The organism is Crenothrix polyspora (genome assembly GCF_900163755.1).
Classification (GTDB): Bacteria; Pseudomonadota; Gammaproteobacteria; order Methylococcales; family Methylomonadaceae; genus Crenothrix; species Crenothrix polyspora.
Genome location: NZ_FUKI01000126.1, coordinates 136,061 through 156,048 on the forward strand (window position 1 = coordinate 136,061; position 19,988 = coordinate 156,048).

The 19,988-nt window shown below is 44.1% G+C and carries 23 protein-coding genes; 12 read left to right on the forward strand and 11 right to left on the reverse strand.

Features of this window, described 5'->3' with window-relative positions; genetic code table 11:
- Positions 1–9 precede the first annotated feature (9 nt).
- The 10 genes from CRENPOLYSF2_RS11945 (at position 10) to CRENPOLYSF2_RS11990 (ending at position 6,621) form a co-directional block, all read left to right on the forward strand.
- Entirely contained in the window at positions 10–333 is a 324-nt protein-coding gene (locus CRENPOLYSF2_RS11945) for a YbaB/EbfC family nucleoid-associated protein (RefSeq protein ID WP_087144163.1), read from the forward strand.
- A gap of 1 nt (position 334) precedes the next feature.
- Complete coding sequence (recR, locus tag CRENPOLYSF2_RS11950; protein ID WP_087144164.1) at positions 335–934, forward strand: recombination mediator RecR; 600 nt, start codon at positions 335–337, stop codon at positions 932–934.
- 75 nt (positions 935–1,009) lie between these two features.
- Entirely contained in the window at positions 1,010–1,459 is a 450-nt protein-coding gene (locus tag CRENPOLYSF2_RS11955) for a Uma2 family endonuclease (protein ID WP_245807991.1), read from the forward strand.
- A 36-nt stretch (positions 1,460–1,495) separates the two neighbouring features.
- Positions 1,496–1,834 (forward strand): histidine triad nucleotide-binding protein, encoded by a 339-nt coding sequence (locus CRENPOLYSF2_RS11960; RefSeq protein WP_087144165.1) that lies wholly within the window; start codon positions 1,496–1,498, stop codon positions 1,832–1,834.
- The gene (locus CRENPOLYSF2_RS11965; RefSeq protein ID WP_087144166.1) at positions 1,834–2,424 is read left to right on the forward strand and encodes a BglII/BstYI family type II restriction endonuclease; all 591 of its coding nucleotides are present in this window, start codon (positions 1,834–1,836) and stop codon (positions 2,422–2,424) included. Before CRENPOLYSF2_RS11960 ends, CRENPOLYSF2_RS11965 begins: the two co-directional genes overlap by 1 nt.
- 2 nt (positions 2,425–2,426) lie before the next feature.
- Positions 2,427–3,089, forward strand: coding sequence for an MT-A70 family methyltransferase (locus tag CRENPOLYSF2_RS11970; RefSeq protein WP_087144167.1), 663 nt, complete (start codon positions 2,427–2,429; stop codon positions 3,087–3,089).
- Between the two features lie 49 nt (positions 3,090–3,138).
- Positions 3,139–3,894, forward strand: a complete 756-nt coding sequence (locus CRENPOLYSF2_RS11975) for a DUF29 domain-containing protein (RefSeq protein WP_087144168.1) — start codon at positions 3,139–3,141, stop codon at positions 3,892–3,894.
- Between the two features lie 119 nt (positions 3,895–4,013).
- Positions 4,014–4,592, forward strand: coding sequence for a cytochrome b/b6 domain-containing protein (locus tag CRENPOLYSF2_RS11980; RefSeq protein ID WP_087144169.1), 579 nt, complete (start codon positions 4,014–4,016; stop codon positions 4,590–4,592).
- Positions 4,593–4,691: 99 nt separating this feature from the next.
- Positions 4,692–5,507 (forward strand): bifunctional DNA-formamidopyrimidine glycosylase/DNA-(apurinic or apyrimidinic site) lyase, encoded by an 816-nt coding sequence (gene mutM, locus CRENPOLYSF2_RS11985; RefSeq protein WP_087144170.1) that lies wholly within the window; start codon positions 4,692–4,694, stop codon positions 5,505–5,507.
- A gap of 127 nt (positions 5,508–5,634) precedes the next feature.
- Positions 5,635–6,621 (forward strand): CobW family GTP-binding protein, encoded by a 987-nt coding sequence (locus CRENPOLYSF2_RS11990; RefSeq protein WP_087144171.1) that lies wholly within the window; start codon positions 5,635–5,637, stop codon positions 6,619–6,621.
- 17 nt (positions 6,622–6,638) lie between these two features.
- Here the strand turns inward: CRENPOLYSF2_RS11990 and crp are convergent, their stop codons facing one another.
- Positions 6,639–7,313 carry a cAMP-activated global transcriptional regulator CRP gene (gene crp / locus CRENPOLYSF2_RS11995; protein ID WP_087144172.1) on the reverse strand — a complete coding sequence of 225 codons (675 nt, stop codon included), beginning with the start codon at positions 7,311–7,313 and terminating at the stop codon, positions 6,639–6,641.
- Positions 7,314–7,434: 121 nt separating this feature from the next.
- On the opposite strand from crp, the gene CRENPOLYSF2_RS12000 reads away from it, so the two are divergent.
- Both CRENPOLYSF2_RS12000 and speD read left to right on the forward strand, forming a co-directional pair.
- The gene (locus CRENPOLYSF2_RS12000) at positions 7,435–7,854 is read left to right on the forward strand and encodes an OsmC family protein (RefSeq protein ID WP_087144202.1); all 420 of its coding nucleotides are present in this window, start codon (positions 7,435–7,437) and stop codon (positions 7,852–7,854) included.
- 5 nt (positions 7,855–7,859) lie between these two features.
- On the forward strand, positions 7,860–8,666 hold the full coding sequence (speD, locus tag CRENPOLYSF2_RS12005; RefSeq protein WP_087144173.1) for an adenosylmethionine decarboxylase: 807 nt from the start codon (positions 7,860–7,862) through the stop codon (positions 8,664–8,666).
- A 48-nt stretch (positions 8,667–8,714) separates the two neighbouring features.
- Here speD and CRENPOLYSF2_RS12010 read toward each other — a convergent pair whose 3' ends face one another.
- The 10 genes from CRENPOLYSF2_RS12010 to CRENPOLYSF2_RS12055 form a co-directional block, all read right to left on the reverse strand.
- On the reverse strand, positions 8,715–9,122 hold the full coding sequence (locus CRENPOLYSF2_RS12010) for a ketosteroid isomerase-related protein (protein ID WP_087144174.1): 408 nt from the start codon (positions 9,120–9,122) through the stop codon (positions 8,715–8,717).
- A gap of 136 nt (positions 9,123–9,258) precedes the next feature.
- A complete protein-coding gene (locus CRENPOLYSF2_RS12015) occupies positions 9,259–10,272 on the reverse strand; it encodes a COX15/CtaA family protein (protein ID WP_087144175.1) in 1,014 nt (337 codons plus the stop codon).
- On the reverse strand, positions 10,269–11,243 hold the full coding sequence (gene ygfZ, locus CRENPOLYSF2_RS12020) for a CAF17-like 4Fe-4S cluster assembly/insertion protein YgfZ (RefSeq protein ID WP_087144176.1): 975 nt from the start codon (positions 11,241–11,243) through the stop codon (positions 10,269–10,271). The genes CRENPOLYSF2_RS12015 and ygfZ overlap by 4 nt, the downstream gene beginning before the upstream one ends.
- A 28-nt stretch (positions 11,244–11,271) precedes the next feature.
- The gene (gene phoU / locus CRENPOLYSF2_RS12025) at positions 11,272–12,003 is read right to left on the reverse strand and encodes a phosphate signaling complex protein PhoU (protein ID WP_087144177.1); all 732 of its coding nucleotides are present in this window, start codon (positions 12,001–12,003) and stop codon (positions 11,272–11,274) included.
- A 12-nt stretch (positions 12,004–12,015) separates the two neighbouring features.
- Positions 12,016–12,849, reverse strand: a complete 834-nt coding sequence (pstB, locus tag CRENPOLYSF2_RS12030) for a phosphate ABC transporter ATP-binding protein PstB (RefSeq protein WP_087144178.1) — start codon at positions 12,847–12,849, stop codon at positions 12,016–12,018.
- Positions 12,850–12,938: 89 nt separating this feature from the next.
- A complete protein-coding gene (gene pstA, locus CRENPOLYSF2_RS12035; RefSeq protein WP_087144179.1) occupies positions 12,939–14,594 on the reverse strand; it encodes a phosphate ABC transporter permease PstA in 1,656 nt (551 codons plus the stop codon).
- Positions 14,591–16,885, reverse strand: coding sequence for an ABC transporter permease subunit (locus CRENPOLYSF2_RS12040; protein ID WP_087144180.1), 2,295 nt, complete (start codon positions 16,883–16,885; stop codon positions 14,591–14,593). Before CRENPOLYSF2_RS12040 ends, pstA begins: the two co-directional genes overlap by 4 nt.
- Before the next feature lie 165 nt (positions 16,886–17,050).
- Positions 17,051–18,031, reverse strand: a complete 981-nt coding sequence (locus CRENPOLYSF2_RS12045; protein WP_087144181.1) for a PstS family phosphate ABC transporter substrate-binding protein — start codon at positions 18,029–18,031, stop codon at positions 17,051–17,053.
- A 203-nt stretch (positions 18,032–18,234) separates the two neighbouring features.
- A complete protein-coding gene (gene murU / locus CRENPOLYSF2_RS12050) occupies positions 18,235–18,912 on the reverse strand; it encodes an N-acetylmuramate alpha-1-phosphate uridylyltransferase MurU (protein WP_087144182.1) in 678 nt (225 codons plus the stop codon).
- Complete coding sequence (locus tag CRENPOLYSF2_RS12055; RefSeq protein ID WP_245807988.1) at positions 18,909–19,874, reverse strand: aminoglycoside phosphotransferase family protein; 966 nt, start codon at positions 19,872–19,874, stop codon at positions 18,909–18,911. Before CRENPOLYSF2_RS12055 ends, murU begins: the two co-directional genes overlap by 4 nt.
- Between the last annotated feature and the right edge of the window lie 114 nt (positions 19,875–19,988).

Below are 19,988 nucleotides of genomic sequence, written 5' to 3' on the forward strand. Positions count from 1 at the left end.
GAAAATATAATGAAAAATGCCTTGGGTAATTTGATGCAGCAAGCCCAAAAGATGCAGGAAGACCTAAAGAAAGCCCAGGAAGAATTGGCGACCATGCAGGTGGTGGGCGAATCCGGTGGCGGTTTAGTGCAAATCACCATGAGCGGTAAGCGCGAAGCGCGAAAAGTCTTTATTGATTCGTCTTTGGTTGGTGAAGACCGTGATATGTTGGAAGATATGGTGGCTGCGGCGATTAACGATGCGGTCAATAAAGTCGGCAAGCTGAAAAAGGAAAAAATGGCTTCAGTGACGGCGGGTATGCCGCTGCCGCCGGGTTTTCAAATGCCGTTCTAATATGCTAAAGAAGGGATTGCTGGGGCAGGTGATTCAGCATTTGTGCTGTTTACCTGGGGTTGGGCCAAAAACCGCGCAGCGTATGGCGTTTCAGCTGTTGCAACGCAACCGTGATAATGCCAAAGCCTTGGCCGAGATATTGCTGAAAGCACTGGCGGAAATTGGCCATTGCCAGCAATGTCGCACCTTGACAGAGCAAACCTTATGTGAGATTTGTGCTGATCCTGCCCGTGAATTGGCGCTGTTGTGTGTGGTTGAATCACCGGCTGATGTATGGACAGTGGAGCAGGCGACGGTATTTAAAGGCCGCTATTTTGTGTTGCACGGACATTTGTCGCCGCTGGATGGTATCGGCCCTGATGAATTGGGCTTGGATGCTCTTGAGCAGATATTGGCTAAAGGTGAGGTTAAAGAGTTGATTTTGGCGACCAACTCCACACTGGAAGGCAATGCCACTGCGTATTTTATCGGTGAACTGGCGGTTAAGCATAAAGTGCAAGCCAGTCGTTTGGCATCGGGTGTGCCTATGGGGGGCGAGCTGGAGTTTATTGATCGGGTTACCTTGTTGCATGCGTTTAAAGGAAGACGTAACATTGAATGAGTTCCCTCTAAAAAGTAAGGTAAGTCATGAGCCTATCACCCCTATTACTTCAGGCCAGCGAGCTTGGCATTCGTCTTGAAATCGTCAACGGCCCGCACATTTTGGAGGCACAACCTGTTTGTTTATCGCCATCAAAAACACATCGAGCGAATTGTTCAAGGTATAACGAAAGCAGACACGGCTGAATCAGCATGTGGATGTGTTCATGCCGTGGATGTTTGTGTGCAATTTCCTACCGGATTAAAACGTCCCGACATCTCGATTTTTTGCCGAGAGCCCAGTGAGGAAGAGCAGGATTCAGCCTTAACCATGATTCCAGAAGCTGTCATTGAGGTGGTCAGCAAAGGCTATGAAGCCAAGGACTTGGAAATCGGCTCGCCGTTTTACCTGTCGCAAGGGGTCAAGGATGTGGTGGTATTTGACCCGCTCACTTTCATGGTTCTCCATGTTCGAAAAGATAGAACTACACGGCAAGTCTCTCCGGTGGTTATCGATTTGGAGTGTGGGTGTCAGGTCTTGGTATAATTGTCGGCTCATTAATTTTCATTGATCGGGGTAATCATGACAGAGTGTTTGTTTTGCAAAATGGCCGCCGGTGACATCAAGCCGGATGTAGTTTATGAAGATGATACTGTGCTTGCATTTAGGGACATCAGTCCACAAGCCCCCGTGCATGTGCTGGTAATTCCTAAACGCCATATCGCGAACTTGAATGATCTCGACGATACCGAACTGGCAGGACAATTATTGCGTACCGCTGCCATTATTGCCAAGCAGGAAGGCATCTCTGAGCAAGGTTATAGGACAGTATTTAACTGTAACCAGCACGGTGGCCAGACCGTGCATCATCTGCATTTGCATGTTTTGGGTGGACGGCAATTGGCCTGGCCACCCGGTTAATGGGCGTTAATCTACTGCCCGACTTTATCCGTGAGCATTACGAAATCCACGAATGGAAACATGCCTGCGCCATTTTAAAGGAAGATTTTCCGGAAGAATGGCAAGACATCATCGATGTGCTATCGGAATTTCGTTTGTACAAAAGCTGGATTACCAATCCCGGTGGCAGCAAATCACAAATATCCGGATTTATCGACTCTTATCTCTATAACCGGCACTGGCAGGAGAAGCAGTTTAAAACCCAGGTGGTGGTCGATGAACACAAAATCGACACGCCAACTCACAAGGTCGACTGCTTTAAAAACCGTGTCGCCGTTGAAATCGAATGGAATAACAAAGATCCGTTTTTTGATCGTGATCTCAACAATTTCAGGTTGTTGTTTGATCTACGGGCGATCAGTGTCGGTGTCATTATTACCCGCTGTGATGAATTGCAGGAGGTATTTAAAACGTTAGGGCGTGGCGCATCCTATGGCGCGTCAACGACCCATGTCGGTAAGCTGTTACCGCGTATTGAAGGGGGCAGTGGCGCAGGTTGTCCGTTGTTAATTATTGGAATATCCAAAAAATTGTATATTGAGGACGAGTAAACATGAGCGCTTCTGATGACCTGCTGCAAGCCGTAGGCAAGCAAAAATTTGCCACGGTGTTGGCCGACCCGCCCTGGCAGTTTGAAAACCGCACGGGCAAAATGGCACCGGAACATAAACGCTTGCAACGTTATCCGACCATGGCGTTGCAGGCGATTAAAGATTTGCCGGTAGAAGCCATTGTTGCTGATACCGCGCATCTGTATCTGTGGGTACCTAATGCGTTGCTGGCAGAAGGCATGCAGGTCATGGAGCATTGGGGTTTTACCTATAAGACCAATCTGGTATGGTACAAAATCCGCAAAGATGGCGGACCAGATAGGCGTGGCGTAGGGTTTTATTTTCGTAATGTCACCGAAATTATTTTGTTTGGTGTGCGCGGTAAAAATGCCCGTACTTTGCAGCCAGGACGTAGCCAGGAAAATATTATTGCTACCCGCAAGCGCGAGCACAGCCGTAAACCGGATGAGCAATATGACTTGATTGAAGCTTGTAGCCCTGGGCCGTTTATTGAGTTATTCGCCAGAGGTCCACGGCCTAACTGGGTGGTCTGGGGCAATCAGGCCGAAGACTATACGCCGGATTGGGATACGTATGCCAATCATTCGCAGTCTGCGGTTGTACCATCGACGGTGGTGCCGTTTCAAAGGAATATTAAAAAGTAGTATGCTGTTGTCTATGCTCATTTAACTTTTCATCAGACAGGTTTTTTGTATGGCTATCGCTGAAGCTCATAAAAATCAAGGATTTTTGTTCATAGCGAGCTTAGTTTTTAGTTTGCTTATTTTGTCCAACAGCCTTGTACTATGGATAGGTTGGGTTTGGTTTTACAACAGCGACATGAACGGTTGGTGGATGATCGTTTTGTTTTCTTACGCGGTTATTGATCTTGTGTACGCTGTCGTTTTTACAGCAGCAATACAATCGGCACGTTGCGTTACTATCAAAGCTGTGGTTATTTACAATGCCTTGTTATCGGTATTGTTATTTTTACAAGGTTACTGTGAGTATTATTATCGCCACAAAATTGATTGGCTGTCGGTAAATTCAGGTACGGTTAAATTAACGCTATTCCAAGAAATCATAGTCCGAAATAATGTATGGGCTTGGCTTTATGGCTCGTTTTTGTTGGGTGCTATTGTGTTATGGTTTATCCAAAATCAACGACACGAACTGGTCAGGCGCATGTCGATATTGTTGGCACATTTGTTAAAGTGGGAATATCAACCGGAACGGCGTGGCGGTAGTTGGAAAGATACCATTCGCACCCAACGGCAAAGAATTGCATTGTGTCTCCGTAAAACACCCAGCTTGAAAGCATCGTTGATTGATGCTGATTGGCAAGCCGATGTGTGGGATGATGCAGTGGATAATGCTATAAAAGAAACCGGCATTGCCCGTAAGGTGTTTCCTAAAGCCTGCCCTTGGTCGAATGAACAGATTATGTCCCTTGATTTTTATCCTGATTAAAAAAGTAAACAGGTATTTTTTACTTTATTGATTTATCTCAACAGATTGATCCCAGGATGGTGTTATTCTGCACTTGGTTTTTGAACACATCGGTAATAAACCAACACAAGGAATACAAAATGAATTCAACAGCATTAATTAAAGTTTGGGATTTGCCACTTAGAATTTTTCATTGGTTATTGGTTGTCAGTTTTTTTGTAGCCTATCTGACTGAAGAAGAGCTGTTACCCGTACACGTTTGGGCAGGGTATATCGTACTCGGTTTACTGGTCTTTCGCTTGATTTGGGGCTTTGTGGGTAATGAGTACGCACGGTTTGCTAATTTTTTATGCAGCCCTTTGCAATCATACACGTACACCAAAGAAGCCATTGAGCTAAAAGCCAAACGTTATTTGGGACATAATCCAGCCGGTGCAGCCATGATAGTGCTGTTAATGCTGAGTTTATTGCTGACTGTTATCTCAGGTCTTATTGTTTATGCCGCCGACCAACACTTGGGGCCACTTGCTGGCATGGTAGGCGCTAGTAATGAAAAACTGTGGGAAGAGCTCCACGAATTTGCGGCTAACTTTACCTTGTTACTGGTTATTGTGCATGTTCTGGGAGTTGTTGTTGAAGGCTTTGTACATGGTGAAAATTTGGTGAAAGCCATGTGGAATGGTTATAAAAAATCGGATACACCGGATGCTGGTAAATAAACGGCTGGCAGCTTTTAATCAACAACTGTTTTAGCCCTCTCGTGCAGCATCACCCGCGCTTAGATAGTCATAATTAATTTTTCATTTTGCTAATTTCCTATGCCAGAATTACCCGAAGTTGAAACGGTCTGTCGGGGGGTTACCCCCCACATTACCGGACGAATCGTTCAGCAAGTAATTGTGCGTCAACCTCGGTTACGCTGGCTTGTGCCAAGTAATCTACACGATACGCTCACCGGATTAACCCTACACACGGTGAGTAGACGTGCAAAGTATCTGCTGTTTACAACGGACAAAGGCACGCTGATCATCCATTTAGGCATGTCCGGTAGCCTACGGATAGTCAATAGCCAGCAAGACCTTAAAACCCACGATCATATCGATTTTGTCTTCGCCGACACTATCATTATGCGTTACAACGACCCGCGCCGCTTTGGTGCGGTGTTATGGACAACCGATCCAATTACCGAACATAAGCTACTCAAAGATTTAGGCCCAGAGCCGTTGCTGGCTGATTTCACCGGCGACTATTTACACACAAAATCCAAGAATCGCAAAGTGCCGGTTAAATCTTTCATTATGGACAGCCATGTGGTGGTGGGTGTCGGTAATATTTATGCCAATGAAGCGTTGTTTATGGCCGGTATTCATCCACTTAAACACGCTGGCCAGATTACTTTGGCCGAGTATGCAAAACTGGCCGACTGCATCCGCACAGCGTTGGCCAACGCCATACAGCAAGGCGGCACAACACTGCGCGATTTCGTCAACGAAGCGGGCAAACCGGGCTATTTTCAGCAGCAGTTGCGCGTGTATGGCCGTGCGGGTTTGCCGTGTGTTCACTGTCAACACCCTTTGCAAGAAGTAAGACTGTCCAATCGTTCGACGGTATTTTGCCTTAGCTGTCAGCAGTAAATCATGCGCTGACTTAATGCTTGTAGCAGTAGTTATGCTAATTGTAGCCAAACAAAAGTGCAAGATTACGCCTAAGTGTCGCAGCACCTCTTATATTGACATACTGTAACCAGCGAGATAAAAGGTAATGCAGGCTACCAAATTATCAACCAAGATTAAACCGATACACCGCATTCCGGTCATCATCATCAGCGGTTTTCTCGGCAGTGGTAAAACCACCTTACTCAATGGTTTACTAAGCCACGCACCCAAATCAGCCGTTATTATTAACGAATTTGGCGCAACCGGCATTGACCAACACTTACTGCGCCAGCACAAAGTACCCCTATCAACCTTGGTGGGTGGGTGTTTGTGTTGCCAAGTGCGCGGCTCGTTAACGCCCCTGTTAAAAAATCTACGCATGGCCTGGGATGCTAATAATAACTATTTTGAGCGGGTGATTATTGAAACCAGCGGCATTGCCAATCCTGAATCCGTATTGGATATTTTATTGAAAGATCGCTGGTTATCAGCTCGTTACAGCGTGCAAAGTGCTATCACCACGGTATCTGCCATTATGGATGTACAGCACTTTGAACGTTTTCCTGAAGTAGCCGCTCAAATTGCCTGGGCAGACAGCGTGGTTTTAACCCAGACTGATTTAGCTGACGCTTTTCAACAACAAAGCATTCAAGCAAAACTGGATCAGTTAGCGCCAGCAGCAATGCACTTGATGGCCGTGCAAGGCGACATTGATGTCGATGTCATTTTAAACACGGGTAAAAAAATTCGGCCATTGCTTAAAGATAAATTACCTTTGTTGGCAGCCCACGCCTTCAATACTATCAGCGTACCATTGCCAGTTGCTATGTCTTGGCAACAATTGCACACCGCGTTAAGCTATTTAACGACATATTACAGTGAGCAACTAGTCAGATTAAAAGGTCTGGTGTACACGCCAGAGTGCCCACAGCCGTTACTGATACAAGGTGTGGCAGGGAGGCTTTACCTACCAACGCGTTTAGCGCAAAGAGTGTCTGATGATGGCGTGGGGCGATTGGTGGTTATTTATACGGGTGACATAGCCAATTTTGCAGAGATTATTTTAGCGCAGTGCGCGATTACTCGAAGCTGATGTGAGCGCAGCAATTATTAACGCACGCCTAACACCACAATGGTTTTGCCATGTGCAGTAATGAGCTTTTTATCTTCTAATTCTTTTAGTACACGACCAGCCATTTCTCTTGAACAACCAACAATACGTGCAATCTCTTGGCGGGTAATGTGTAACTGCATACCGTGAGGATGTGTGATAGCGTCTGGTTCTTTGCACAAATCTAATAGCGTTCTGGCTACTCGGCCTTCTACGTCCATAAATGCCAGATCACATAAATTACGACTGGTTAATAATAAACGATTAGCCAATTGACTGCCCAGTATATAGAGCAAAGTGGCGGCACATTCTCGCAGCTCTTTTTTCAGCAATTGATGCAGGCGTGCGTATTTTATTTCTGCTAAATAACAAACGGTTCTTGTTTTAACGGTTACTTTACGACTGCCTATATTTTTAAAAACCCCTATTTCACCAATAAATTCATTTTTATTAAGATACGCCAAAACCAGCTCTTGGCCCGTGTTTTTATCTTCTGCATAAATACTCACTGAGCCATCAATAATAAAATACAGATAATCGCCGGTGTCGCCAGGTTGAATAACAATGGCTTTTGCAAAGTAATGTTTTTTATGACAATACTTTAAGAATTGATCTAAAGGCTCTTCGTAGAGTGGTAAGCTGTTTTCAATATTTTGTTCATTAAGAGATGTCATTTGGCTTTTTTTTGAGATAATTCCTTTTAGATTACCTTTAGACTAGGCGATTCTAACAAAAAATCAATATTTGCCTATTTATATGCTACCCTATGCGACATTTATTGCCTGGGGGCTTATCATGCAAGCAACAATTAAATGGATAGACGGCGTGATGTTTGTTGGCGAGACAGGCAGCGGCCATGCGGTAGTTATGGATGGTCCTCCAGATCATGGCGGGCGTAATATTGGCATGCGACCAATGGAAATGTTGTTATTAGGTGTTGGCGGCTGTTCATCGTTTGATGTCGTTCAAATTTTACAAAAAGGTCGACAAGATTTGGTCGGCTGTGTAACAACAGTAACGGCAGAGCGCGTCGATGCAATACCCAGTGTGTTTAGCAAAATGCACTTGCATTTTACGGTGTCGGGGCGCGGCTTAAAAGCAGCAACTGTGGAGCGAGCGGTTAAGCTATCCGCAGAAAAATATTGTTCCGCAGCTATTATGCTAGGAGCAGCGGGGGTGGAAATCACCCATGACTTTGAAGTTATCGAGGTATAACGGGTTTGAATAAATTGCAATTACACGGCTTTAACAATCTAACAAAGTCGCTCAGTTTCAATATATACGATATTTGTTACGCGCCTGCCGAACAACAGCAAGCGTATATTGAATATATCGATGAAGCTTACAACGCAGATAAGCTCACGCAAATTCTGAAAGATGTTGCGGAGATTATTGGGGCTACTATTCTTAATATAGCCCATCAGGATTATGATCCACAGGGCGCGAGTGTCACCATGTTGATTTCGGAAGGCAATGTAGAGTTACCCTCCAGCATGCACAGCCAATCACCAGGGCCATTGCCTGATACCATACTGGCGCATTTGGATAAAAGTCATATTACCGTACATACTTATCCAGAAAGTCACCCCGATAACGGTATCAGTACGTTTAGAGCCGATATTGACGTGTCAACGTGTGGCCGTATTTCGCCGTTAAAAGCCCTAAATTATCTGATACACAGCTTTGAATCTGACGTGGTGATTATGGATTATAAAGTCCGTGGTTTCACTCGTGATATTTCTGGTAAAAAACATTATATCGATCACAATATTACGTCTATCCAGAATTATATTGCCAAAGATACTCAAGAAAGTTATCAAATGATAGATGTTAATGTCTATCAGGAAAATATTTTTCATACCAAAATGATGCTCAAAGAAACCGAGCTAGAAAATTACTTGTTTGAAAAAGAAAGTAATTTGAGTGATGAGCAAAAAACCGGCATCCAAAAGAAATTACAAAAAGAAGTTACCGAAATTTTTTATGGCCATAATTACCGCCGTAAAAAAATTGACGTTGCGGATTAAAAAAATTGGGGATGCAGATTCTGCATCCCCATAATAAAGCATCCCGAATTAACCGCCTACCTGGGCAATCCAATCCTGCAAATTGTAATAATTGGTAATCCGCGCCACTTTATTATCACGGATTTCAAAGAAAGCACCTGCCGGTAAATGGTATTTTTGGCCTTGGGCTTCGGGTAAGCCGCTGTCGGTTTTAATGTATTCACCCAGTACCACAAATTCGGCAGCAGCGCGCTTGCCATCGGCCGTTGCCATAATCACCATATCAACCAGCTGTTCTTTGTAGTTATGGTTCATACATGCCATAAATTGCGTAAACGCTTCTTTACCCACTTCCCGCTTACCTTGATTGATGTCGTGTATAACATCATCGGTTAATAAGTTTAAAAAAGTGTCCATATCGCCACCGTTAAACGCGGCATAATATTGCTCTACAAGTGTGATGCTGGTTTGATTCATAATGATTCCTGATAGCGCCGAAAAATCGGTTATTATCCTGCAATTTAAGCCTTAGGCCAACCAAATAAAACGCTGTCAAGTAGTTGCGGACTATGTATAAGGTGAATGCCATTGAATTCAGGTTTTATGGGTTCTACTATTTTCCCGAACCTGATTTCCGTGTTGCATAACGCAGATACATCAATACCGAAAATTGTGCCCCAAAAATGAGATTAGCCATCAATAAATGCAAAGGCTGAGCCACGGCTGGCATACCCAATCTATCCAAGCTGACACCTGCCAAAATTGCAGTAATAATGCACACCATCAAGGCTAAGCTACTGCGTTGTAAAAACATCACCCGTCCACGGTACGTTCGATACAGCTGCCAAACCAGCCAACTGTTGGTGAACAGAATTAACGATGAGAACGAACGGTGAACATAAAACACAATCGGGAAGCTTTCGCGCCAGTAAGCCCGATCCATAGCCACAAGCTGCCCTGTACTGTCTTTGGTATTGGCTAGCACATCAACTGCTTGCCGTATTTGTGTACCCATCGCCACTTGCAGCAATAGTATTGCCATAGCAACCATTAACACTGTGTTAAATTTGGCTGGTAAATCGTTGCTATCAAGCGTGGCAATAAAATTTCGTTGCGAACGTAGCGCAGTATAAATCAGCAAACTCACCAGAAACCAGGCCAGTAGCATGTGCAAGGTAATAATAACCGGCTTTAAGTTGCTGGCCACCACGGTTGAGCCTAGCCAACCTTGAAAGCCCACTAAAAAAAATGCAGTTAACGACAGATAAAATACCGTGTTATCAGTCTTGCGGTAAGTTCTGGATGCAACAGCGGTCATAAATATTAGTATGCCAATGGCAACACCGCACAACCGATTAACGTATTCCGTCCACGTTTTAAAGGCATTAAATTGCGTGTCTTTGTAACCACGATCAGCATAAAGTTGGTGATAATTGGCGGGCAGTTGCGCTTCGTCGGTCGGTGGTATCCACTGGCCAAAACAGGTGGGCCAATCAGGACACCCCATGCCCGCCCCTGAAGCGCGTACAATGCCACCGACAAGAATCAACAGATAAATCGCAAAAATGGTAATGGTTGCCAATCGCCGAAAATACAACGCTGTTTGTGGGTCAAACCTATCAGTCATGCTAATAAAGTCAGTTGTGTTTGGTCAGCTAGGGTAAGTTTCGTGGACGTGATTTCTGTCATATTTAATACCAGTAATAGCTTGCAATTGTGCGAATCAGTGTGTGCCATAAGCACACTGCCCACAGCTTGCGGATTATCGGCATTATCGTCAAACACTGGTGCATTGGCGAGCGGCAGTATCGGGCTAGCACACTCGGCAACAAACAATGCCCGTTTGGTTTTGCCGAGATAATGGGTACGCGCGACAATTTCTTGGCCGGTGTAACAGCCTTTGTTAAAACTGATACCGCCCAATTTATCCACATTGAGCATTTGTGGAATGTGCTCTTCTGACGTTTCTATATCCAGCCAGGCAATACCAGACAAGATGTCAAGACAGCGCCAAGCATCAGCATTATCAGCTTGAAAACCTTGCTGGGTTGTCATCTGCGTCCATAAAGCGATTGCACTGTTGGTATCTGCAACAACAAGTTGGCGATTTTGCGTAGCAGACAGCGATACGAAAATAGCATCTTCTTGCGTGTCGCTAGCAAACTGCGCTGATTGTGGAGGCTCTTGCGTTAATAAACCCAGTACACACAAAGTATCCGAGCTGTCCGTTAAGATGACTTTTGAGCGCAGCACGTACATTTGCAATCTTTTTTTAACCGATTCCAGTAATACTTTGGGTAAAATAAGCAGAAAATCATCGTGTTTTTTAAGCGCTAAAAAAGTGGTGATAACACGACCTTTCGGATTGCACATGGCACCAAAAATTGCTTTTTGTGCCGTTACTTCATGTACATTACAGGTTACTTGGCCTTGCAATAAAATGGCGGCATCTTTGCCAGACACCAACAAAACGCCTAAATGTGCCAGCGAATACAGGCGTTTTTTATTATCAGATGGCCGCACAGGAAAGACAGCCTCTTGGATACTTTTAAATGTAGCCTGTTCAGACAGTAAAAAATCGTGCCAATGCGCATTCATAAGTTGTGGTAAGGTCGTTTAGAAAAACTCATTTTTTGCCGTAATCCAATACTTTTTGCAACTCTTCCTTCGTTGCATGCCTTACATTTTTGCCTTTCATCATGTAAATTAAATGTTCGCACACATAACAGGCATGATCGCCAATGCGTTCTAAAGCGCGCACCGTCCATAACACGTTTATGGTGCGGGTAATATTGCGCGGGTCTTCCATCATATGAGTAATTAATTGCCTAAAGATGCTGACATATTCACGGTCAACATTTTCATCGCGGCCAGTAATGAGTGCCACATCATCAACATTCATACGGGCAAACGCATCCAGCGAATCGTGCAGCATGCCTCTGACCAAATCCGCCATGTGCTGTAATTCGTAATAACTGTCTTTTTTAGTTCCCGAACCTTCAATATCGGCGATAGAAATCGCCATTTTGGCAATACTTTCTGATAAATCTCCGACAATTTCCAACTCGTTAATTACTTTAATCACGGTAATTAACAATCGTAAATCGAACGCGGCCGGTTGTCTTAATGCCAAAATCTGGTTGCATTCGCGGTCTATCTCTATTTCAAGATCATCAACCTGATTATCTTGCCTGATAACTTGCTCTGCCAATTCGGCATCGCCGTTGGTAAATGCTTGCACAGCCCATTCTATTTGCTGTTCAACCAAACCACCCATAGTTAATACTTTATTGCGAATGTCTTCCAGCTCTTTATTAAACTGACCTGATATGTGTTGCCCTATTTTCCCATTGTCCACACTTTATTCCTCTTATCCGTACCTGCCGGTAATGTAATCCTCTGTCTGTTTTTTGCGAGGGTTAGTAAACAGTTCACTGGTTGTGCCCATTTCAATCAATTCCCCCATGTACATAAAAGCAGTGTAATCCGATACCCGCGCAGCTTGCTGCATATTGTGGGTGACGATAACAATTGTGTACTTTTCTTTCAATTCGTTAATCAATTCTTCAATTTTTAGTGTGGAGATGGGATCAAGCGCCGAGGCCGGTTCATCTAATAACAACACTTCTGGCTCAATGGCGATAGCTCTTGCAATCACCAAACGCTGCTGCTGGCCACCGGACATGCCTAAAGCATTATCATTTAAGCGATCTTTCATTTCGTCCCACAACGCCGCGCCGCGTAATGCATTTTCGACGGTTTCTTCCAGTATACGCTTATCGTTAACACCTTGAATACGTAAGCCATAAGCCACGTTTTCAAAGATTGATTTAGGAAATGGGTTGGGTTTTTGAAATACCATGCCCACCTGCCGACGCAATGCTGCTACGTTAACGCTTTTATCGTAAATATTTTCATTGTCGATTAATATTTTACCTTCGATTCGTACGCTGTCCACTAAGTCGTTCATGCGATTAATGCAGCGCAACAAGGTGGATTTGCCACAGCCGCTAGGGCCAATATAAGCGGTTACCCGTTTTTTGGGCATATCCATCGTAACATTATGCAGCGCTTGTTTTTGTCCATAGAACAAATTCAAGTCTTCTACTCTTACACACACTTCAGTGGGTGGGGCTTTTTTGCTTTGTCCACGCAAAACAGAATTCATGTCGATTGCGTGGGTACGTGATTCTTGTGCTGCCATTCGTTTAACCTTATGTGAGTCGGTATTTTTGTATTGTAGTCTGTCATTTCTAGTAAAGCGTTTGTAATTTGGGCTTTCACCGCCTAAATTTAGCCTTCCAAAGCACGGTATTTTTCACGTAGATTATTTCTAATGACAATAGCCGCTAAATTTAAACTGATAATCACTAATACTAACAATAGCGCTGTGGCATAGACTAAAGGCCGTGCCGCTTCTACATTAGGGCTTTGAAAGCCAACATCGTAAATATGAAAACCTAAGTGCATAAATTTTCTGTCTAAATGCAAAAATGGGAAGTTACCATCTAACGGTAAAGTGGGGGCTAACTTCACTACGCCGACTAACATCAGTGGTGCAACTTCGCCCGCAGCTCTGGCTACCGCCAAAATCAAACCTGTCATAATGGCAGGGCTTGCCATGGGTAATACGGTTAACCACAAGGTTTCAAATTTAGTAGCACCTAATGCCAAACTGCCTTCGCGTATCGATTTGGGAATACGCGCCAAACCTTCTTCGGTTGATACAATCACCACCGGCAACGTTAATAGCGCTAAGGTAATGGATGCCCACATTAAGCCGGGTGTACCAAACACCGGTGCAGGGGCGGCTTCTGGGAAAAATAAAGTGTCAATATGGCCACCAAGGATATAGACAAAAAAACCTAAGCCAAACACACCATACACCACCGACGGCACACCGGCTAGATTATTGACGGCAATTCGAATCAAGCGCGTGACAAAACCCTGTTTGGCATATTCACGCAAATACACAGCAGCAACTACGCCAAACGGTGTCACAATCACTGACATAATTAACACCATTAACACCGTGCCAAAAATAGCCGGAAAAATACCCCCCTCGGTATTGGCTTCGCGTGGCTCATCGGTCAAAAATTCGCGAACCTTAACCCCGTAATGACCGATTTTATCGAACAACCCCATCGCATTAGGCTGGTATACGCGCACGACTTTAGCCAGCGGAATCGTGACACTTGCGCCACTTTCTGTTTTGGCAACCAAGGTATGCTGGCGTATTTTTTGGTAAAGCTCAGCCAGTTGTGTTTGATACTGTTTGTATTTTAAATCATAATCGGTTTTTTGCGCTGCAATACGTTGTTTGGCTTCGGTATCTAAATGATTTTCCAGTGCCAGCTTTTTTTCTTCCAGTCGCAAACGCTCCAAGCCATAATTAACCGCGCCGATTTCTTTTTTTTCCAATGTATTGATAGTTTTAAACATGATCAGTGCATCGGCCAACTTTTCTTGTACGATAGGCAAGGCCTGCTCACCACTGGCAATCACGGTATTGTTTTCTTTAAGTTCCAGCAATTGACCGTAAAAATTACCCCATTCGCGCCGCTCAATCACCATCATATTAGTAGGATAGTTTTCTTCTTTAACACGACGCGCTTGTATCCAACGAAAATCAGCGCCCGTTACATCGCGGTTACCGGTTTTTAGCTGATATTGAATCAAGGCATCTTCGTTTTCCGCCATTTTGTAGCCCGCTGATTTGGCAGCCGCTAACGAGGTGACGGTGGCATCAACTTTTTCACCAAAGATGATTTCTTGTTTACCGTTATCGGCCTCGTAACTGTATTGCCCTACTTGTGCTGGCCAAAAATGACCAACACCCCGTACCGTAATCAAGCCTAATAAACCCACCACCATAATCAGGCAGGTGCTGACCGCCGCTGCATTGAGCCATATCCACGGTTTGCCACTTTTAAACCATAATTTCATCATAACGAACTGTATTTTTCGCGTAAACGCTGACGAATAACTTCAGCCAACGTGTTGAAAACAAAAGTAAAGGTAAATAATACTAGGGCAGCTAAAAATAACACCCGATAATGTGTGCTATCGACTTCGGATTCAGGCATTTCCACAGCAATATTCGCCGCTAAAGTACGCAGACCCTGAAAAATGCTGAGATCCATTACCGGCGTATTACCGGTTGCCATCAGTACAATCATGGTTTCGCCAACAGCCCGGCCTAAGCCTATCATCACCGCCGAAAAAATCCCGGGGCTAGCCGTAAGCAAAACTACTTTAGTCATGGTTTGCCAGGTAGTTGCGCCCAGTGCTAAAGAACCGACTGTCAAATGTTTCGGTACACTAAAAATGGCATCTTCAGCAATCGAGAACATGGTAGGAATCACTGCAAAACCCATCGCAATACCCACAATTAAAGCATTGCGTTGATCATAACCTATGCCCAATTCCGCTTTAAACCATTCGCGCATTGAGCCGTGAAATAACAACAATTCTAATGAAGGCGCTAAGGCAAACGCTAACCAGCCACTGAATAAAATTACCGGAATTAAAAATGCCGCATCCCAACCTTCAGGAATTTTTTCGTATAAACTTCGGGGTAAATATTGCCAAGCATAAGCAAAAATCATTACCCCCAACGGTACGGTCATGATCAAGAAAAATAGCCCTGCCAAATGTTCTTCTACAAACGGCGCTAACCATAGCCCCGCTAAAAAGCCCAAAATAACCGTGGGTAATGCGCCCATAAGTTCAATGGTAGGTTTTACGTACTGACGCATACGCGGTGCCATAAAATACGCCGTGTAAATCGCCCCCATTAACGCTAATGGCATTGCCACTAACATACTGTAAAACGCCGCTTTGAGCGTACCAAATACCAGTGGTGTTAAGCTAAATTTAGGCTCAAAGTCACTGCTGGCAGAAGAGGATTGCCAAATATAATCCGGTTTAGGATAGCTTTCGTACCATACTTCTTGCCAAATAGAAGCCAATGACACTTCAGGGTGTTCGTTTTTAACATTCCAGAGGTTTATTTTTCCGTTATCTAATTGTACCAGCAGTGCATTAGCCCGTGGCGATAACGCGGCAGCCACCGGAAGCGTTTCCCCTACTGATTTTTTAACCAATTCACGTTCAGCAGTGGAGCTGTAAATTCCCATTACGCCGTCGGCATCAATGGTAACAAAACCTTTGCGACGTTGTTCTGTTTGTATTGCCACCACCGCTTTGTCAGAGACTTTAAATGAGCGAATTTTTTGCAATGCCGAGCGGTTTAATTTATTTCTCACCATACTCCACTGCGATACCAAACCATTAGACTCACCAATCATTAGCGACAGATCACCGTTTAGAAATGCCACACGGGTGATTTTTTGCCCTGATTCAACCACATTTTGGTGTTGCTTGAGCAGCGGATTAGTCTTGTCGCTAATATCAAACACACTCAATCGGCCATCGCTGCCTACTAAAAACAACGAGGTTTTGTTTCTATCAATTAAAATAGCTTCAATACCGGCTGCGGGCATATCCAACACGGCATCGCTGCGGGTTAGTTTGTTTTCTTCAGAAAATAACGAGGTCTCTTTTTCAAAATGAGTCAGACGAATTTTACCGAGTCCTTGTGTACTATTCGCGGTTTTTGCCACAATCGTGGTGGCATTGTCACCGGTTGCCACGGCTATTTTTTCCAAGGCCGCGCCGGTATCATCTAAAATCAGGGCTTGTTCACCGGATGGATAAAACAGCTCTGGCGTAATCACCCGTGCGTCGTTTACGTAACTGATTTTATATTGGTGTTTAACGATAATGACTTGGCCGTTAGACAAGCCATAAACCACGGTGTTTTCGCTGACGGGACTGGCCTGAGAAAAACTGGTGATTTGTACGCCGTCGGGTATAGCGACTTTTTGATTAAGCAGGGTTTTACCGGTAGCGACATCAAAAAATATCACTTGACCCGTGTCGGTAAAACGCACCGCCACTTTATTTTGCTCTTCCATATCCAGCAACACGGTTTTACCTTGCGTAGCTTCTGGTACGGCGTATTGACTGGTGGAGTCTGCACTGGCGGGCAAAAATAAAGGAAAAACCACGTACAGCAAATAAAAGAAGATTAACACCACGGCAACAATAACCGATAAGCCGCCTAATATCACACCATAGCCTGCAATAGAATCTTTCAGTAATCGCCACCGTTCATGAATATCACGATCCGACTTCTGCATTGACGATTTTTTTTTCTGTGCGTTTATATCCGACATGGCAAAGGTCTAAAGTTTAAAATGTGACAATGATATAACAAAAAGCAAAAAAAACGGCCGAGATTTGATCTGCAAATCTCAGCCGTTTGGTATGCCATGTATTGAGGCTTTAAATGTTAGCTAATTTATGATGTAAAATCAGTATGATAAAAAGCCAACAGTACCTTATTTTATCAGTGCTAAGGCTTTTTCTACCACTTTGGCAGGTAAAGGCACGTAACCGTCTTTTATAACGACCTCTTGGCCGGTTTTAGACAATACCATTTTAATGAATTCATTTTCTAATGGCGCTAAAGCGGTATTAGGTTTTTTGTTGACATAAATAAACAAATAACGCGTTAACGGGTATGTGCCGTTAATTGCATTTTCAGGCGTTGCTTCAACAAAAGCTTCGCCAGTTTTTTTAGCTAAAGGCACCATTTTTATGCCAGAAGTGGTGTAGCCGATACCAGAATAGCCAATACCATTAGTCGATGATGTGACTGACTGCACTACAGAAGCCGATCCTGGTTGCTCATTGACATTGCTTTTAAAGTCGCCTTTGCATAGGGCGTTTTCTTTAAAATAACCGTAAGTACCGGACACCGAATTACGCCCGTATAACTGAATGGGTTTTGCCGCCCATTCGGCAACACCAGCACCGCCCCAGGTATCAATATCGGCTTCTGCGCCACATTTGCGTGTCGATGAAAAAATGGCATCCACTTGAGCAATTGTCATGCCTTTAACAGGATTGTCTTTATTGACTAAAACGGCCAAGGCATCAATGGCAACAGGGATCGCGGTCGGTTTATAGCCGTATTTACTTTCAAAAGCTTCCAGCTCGTCGTCTTTCATTTCACGGCTCATAGGGCCAAGATTTGCGGTGGCTTCTGTTAGCGCAGGCGGCGCAGTTGAAGAACCCGCTGCTTGAATCTGAATGTTGACGTTAGGGTATTCGCGGTTAAACGATTCTGCCCATAAAGTCATTAAGTTTGCTAAGGTATCAGAACCTACGCTCGATAAATTACCAGAAATACCGCTGGCTTTTTGATAATCCGGTAAGCCTGCATCCACAGTTTGCACTGCACTGGCGCTACCGGCCATTATAAGACCCGATGCTAGGCTTATCGCGGCAATCAAACCTTTGGTTTTAAATAATTTCATTCTCGACTCTCAATAAATAAGATTGTTAGGAGGTTTTATAACAAACACATAATAAGCATATTCAAGTTATATGACAAGATTGTGACAATAGCATTTTTATTTTCTGCTTTTTGTAAAAAGCTATGATTATCAATATGCAGGGCTTGAAGCTGTGGTATTACCGGCTTTTTACACGCAATACCAAACCATTAGTCAGGTACTGTTTAAGCGTTTTTTGGGTGTCGATAATACAGATCTAATGCTTGTAAACGTTCAGGCGTACCGATATCCATCCAAAAGCCGGTGTATTTTTGCCCAGAAACACGCTGATTTACCATACCGGCACGCAATAACGGCGCTAGTTTACTTTTGCCAGGCGGTGTGTTTTTAAATAAATCAGGATGGTAAATGCCGATACCACTGAAAGTAAATTTTTCTGTGTCACTGGTATTCACGCAGCCGTTATTATCCAAACCAAAATCGCCCAGTGGGTTGTGCTGTGGGTTATCTATCAGCACCAAATGGGCTAAATCAATGCTTACGTTTTTAAGGGTAGCAAAAGGAAAGTCGGTAGCAATATCGCCGTTAATCACTAAAAATGGCGCATTACCCAGCAATGGCAATGCTTGGACTATACCGCCAGCCGTTTCCAGTGCGCCCTGTGCTTCAGAAGAATAGGTAATGCGGGCACCCAGGTCGCTGCCATTACCTAGCGCCTCTTCAATCTGATAGCCTAAATGTGCGTGATTAATCACCAATTCGTTAAAACCTGCGGCGACTAATTGGTTAATACTGTGAAAAATCAATGGCTTGCCTGCAACGGTCAATAGCGGTTTAGGCGTATGATCGGTTAAAGGCCGCATTCTTTCGCCGCGCCCTGCGGCCAGTATCATCGCCTTCATGCGGACAAACCTTGCTTAAACATTAGCTGGGTATTTAAGTAATTTGAAAATTCACTCAGTTCAGGGTAGCTGGCGCTAATGCGTGACACATAGTGTAACGTGCGCGGTATGTCGTTAAGATAACCGGATTTGCCATCTCTTAAATGTAAGCGTGAAAAAATACCGATGGCTTTAAGGTGGCGTTGCATACCCATTAAATCAAACCAGCGTTTAAATTGCGCTATTGTGCAAGTAATTAACGTGGCATCAACAAGGCGCTGATGATACAGCGTCATCCACGCATCCACCTGTTGCTCTGGCCAGGCAATATAGCAATCTCTTAATAAAGATACGATGTCGTAACTAATAGGCCCTATTACCGCATCTTGAAAATCAATTACACCAGGGCAGTTTTCAGTAGTGACCATTAAATTACGCGAGTGAAAATCTCGGTGTACACAGACGCTGGGTTGCTCTAATGCGGAAGTTATCAGAATATTTTGTGTGTTTTGCCAAAGCGCGTCGGGGATTTTACTGTCCAGTAATTGATCAATATACCAGTCTTTGAAGATAGCCAGTTCGCGGGTTAACAAAGCATTATCGTAACGGGGCAGCGGGGCTGTTTCGGTAACGGTGTTAGTTTGCAGGGTAATTAAGCTATCGAATGCCGTTTGATACAGAGCCGTGGCATTGTCGGTGCTAAGTTTATCTAAAAAGCATTGTGTGCCAAAATCTTGCAGTAACAAAAAACCATCAGTGATATTGTGCTGAAAAATCGTCGGTACATTGACTTGCGAGCCACTTAATAAAGTTGCGACTTTAATAAACGCTTCGACATTTTCCTGTGCTGGTGGTGCGTCCATCACAATGAATTGTTGTTCGGGTGTGGTTACACGAAAGTAACGCCGAAAACTGGCATCGCTAGAAGCCGGTACGCAGCTTAAAATGGTTAATAGTAAATCGTTCTCGAGCCAGTCACGCATGGCCAGTATTCTTAAGTCTTCAATCATCATGCTGCTTAGGGTAGATTAGTTATAATGCAGCGGCAAATTGGGTTAAAATGCTCACTGGATGTTTTATTTTGATTCACGATTCAT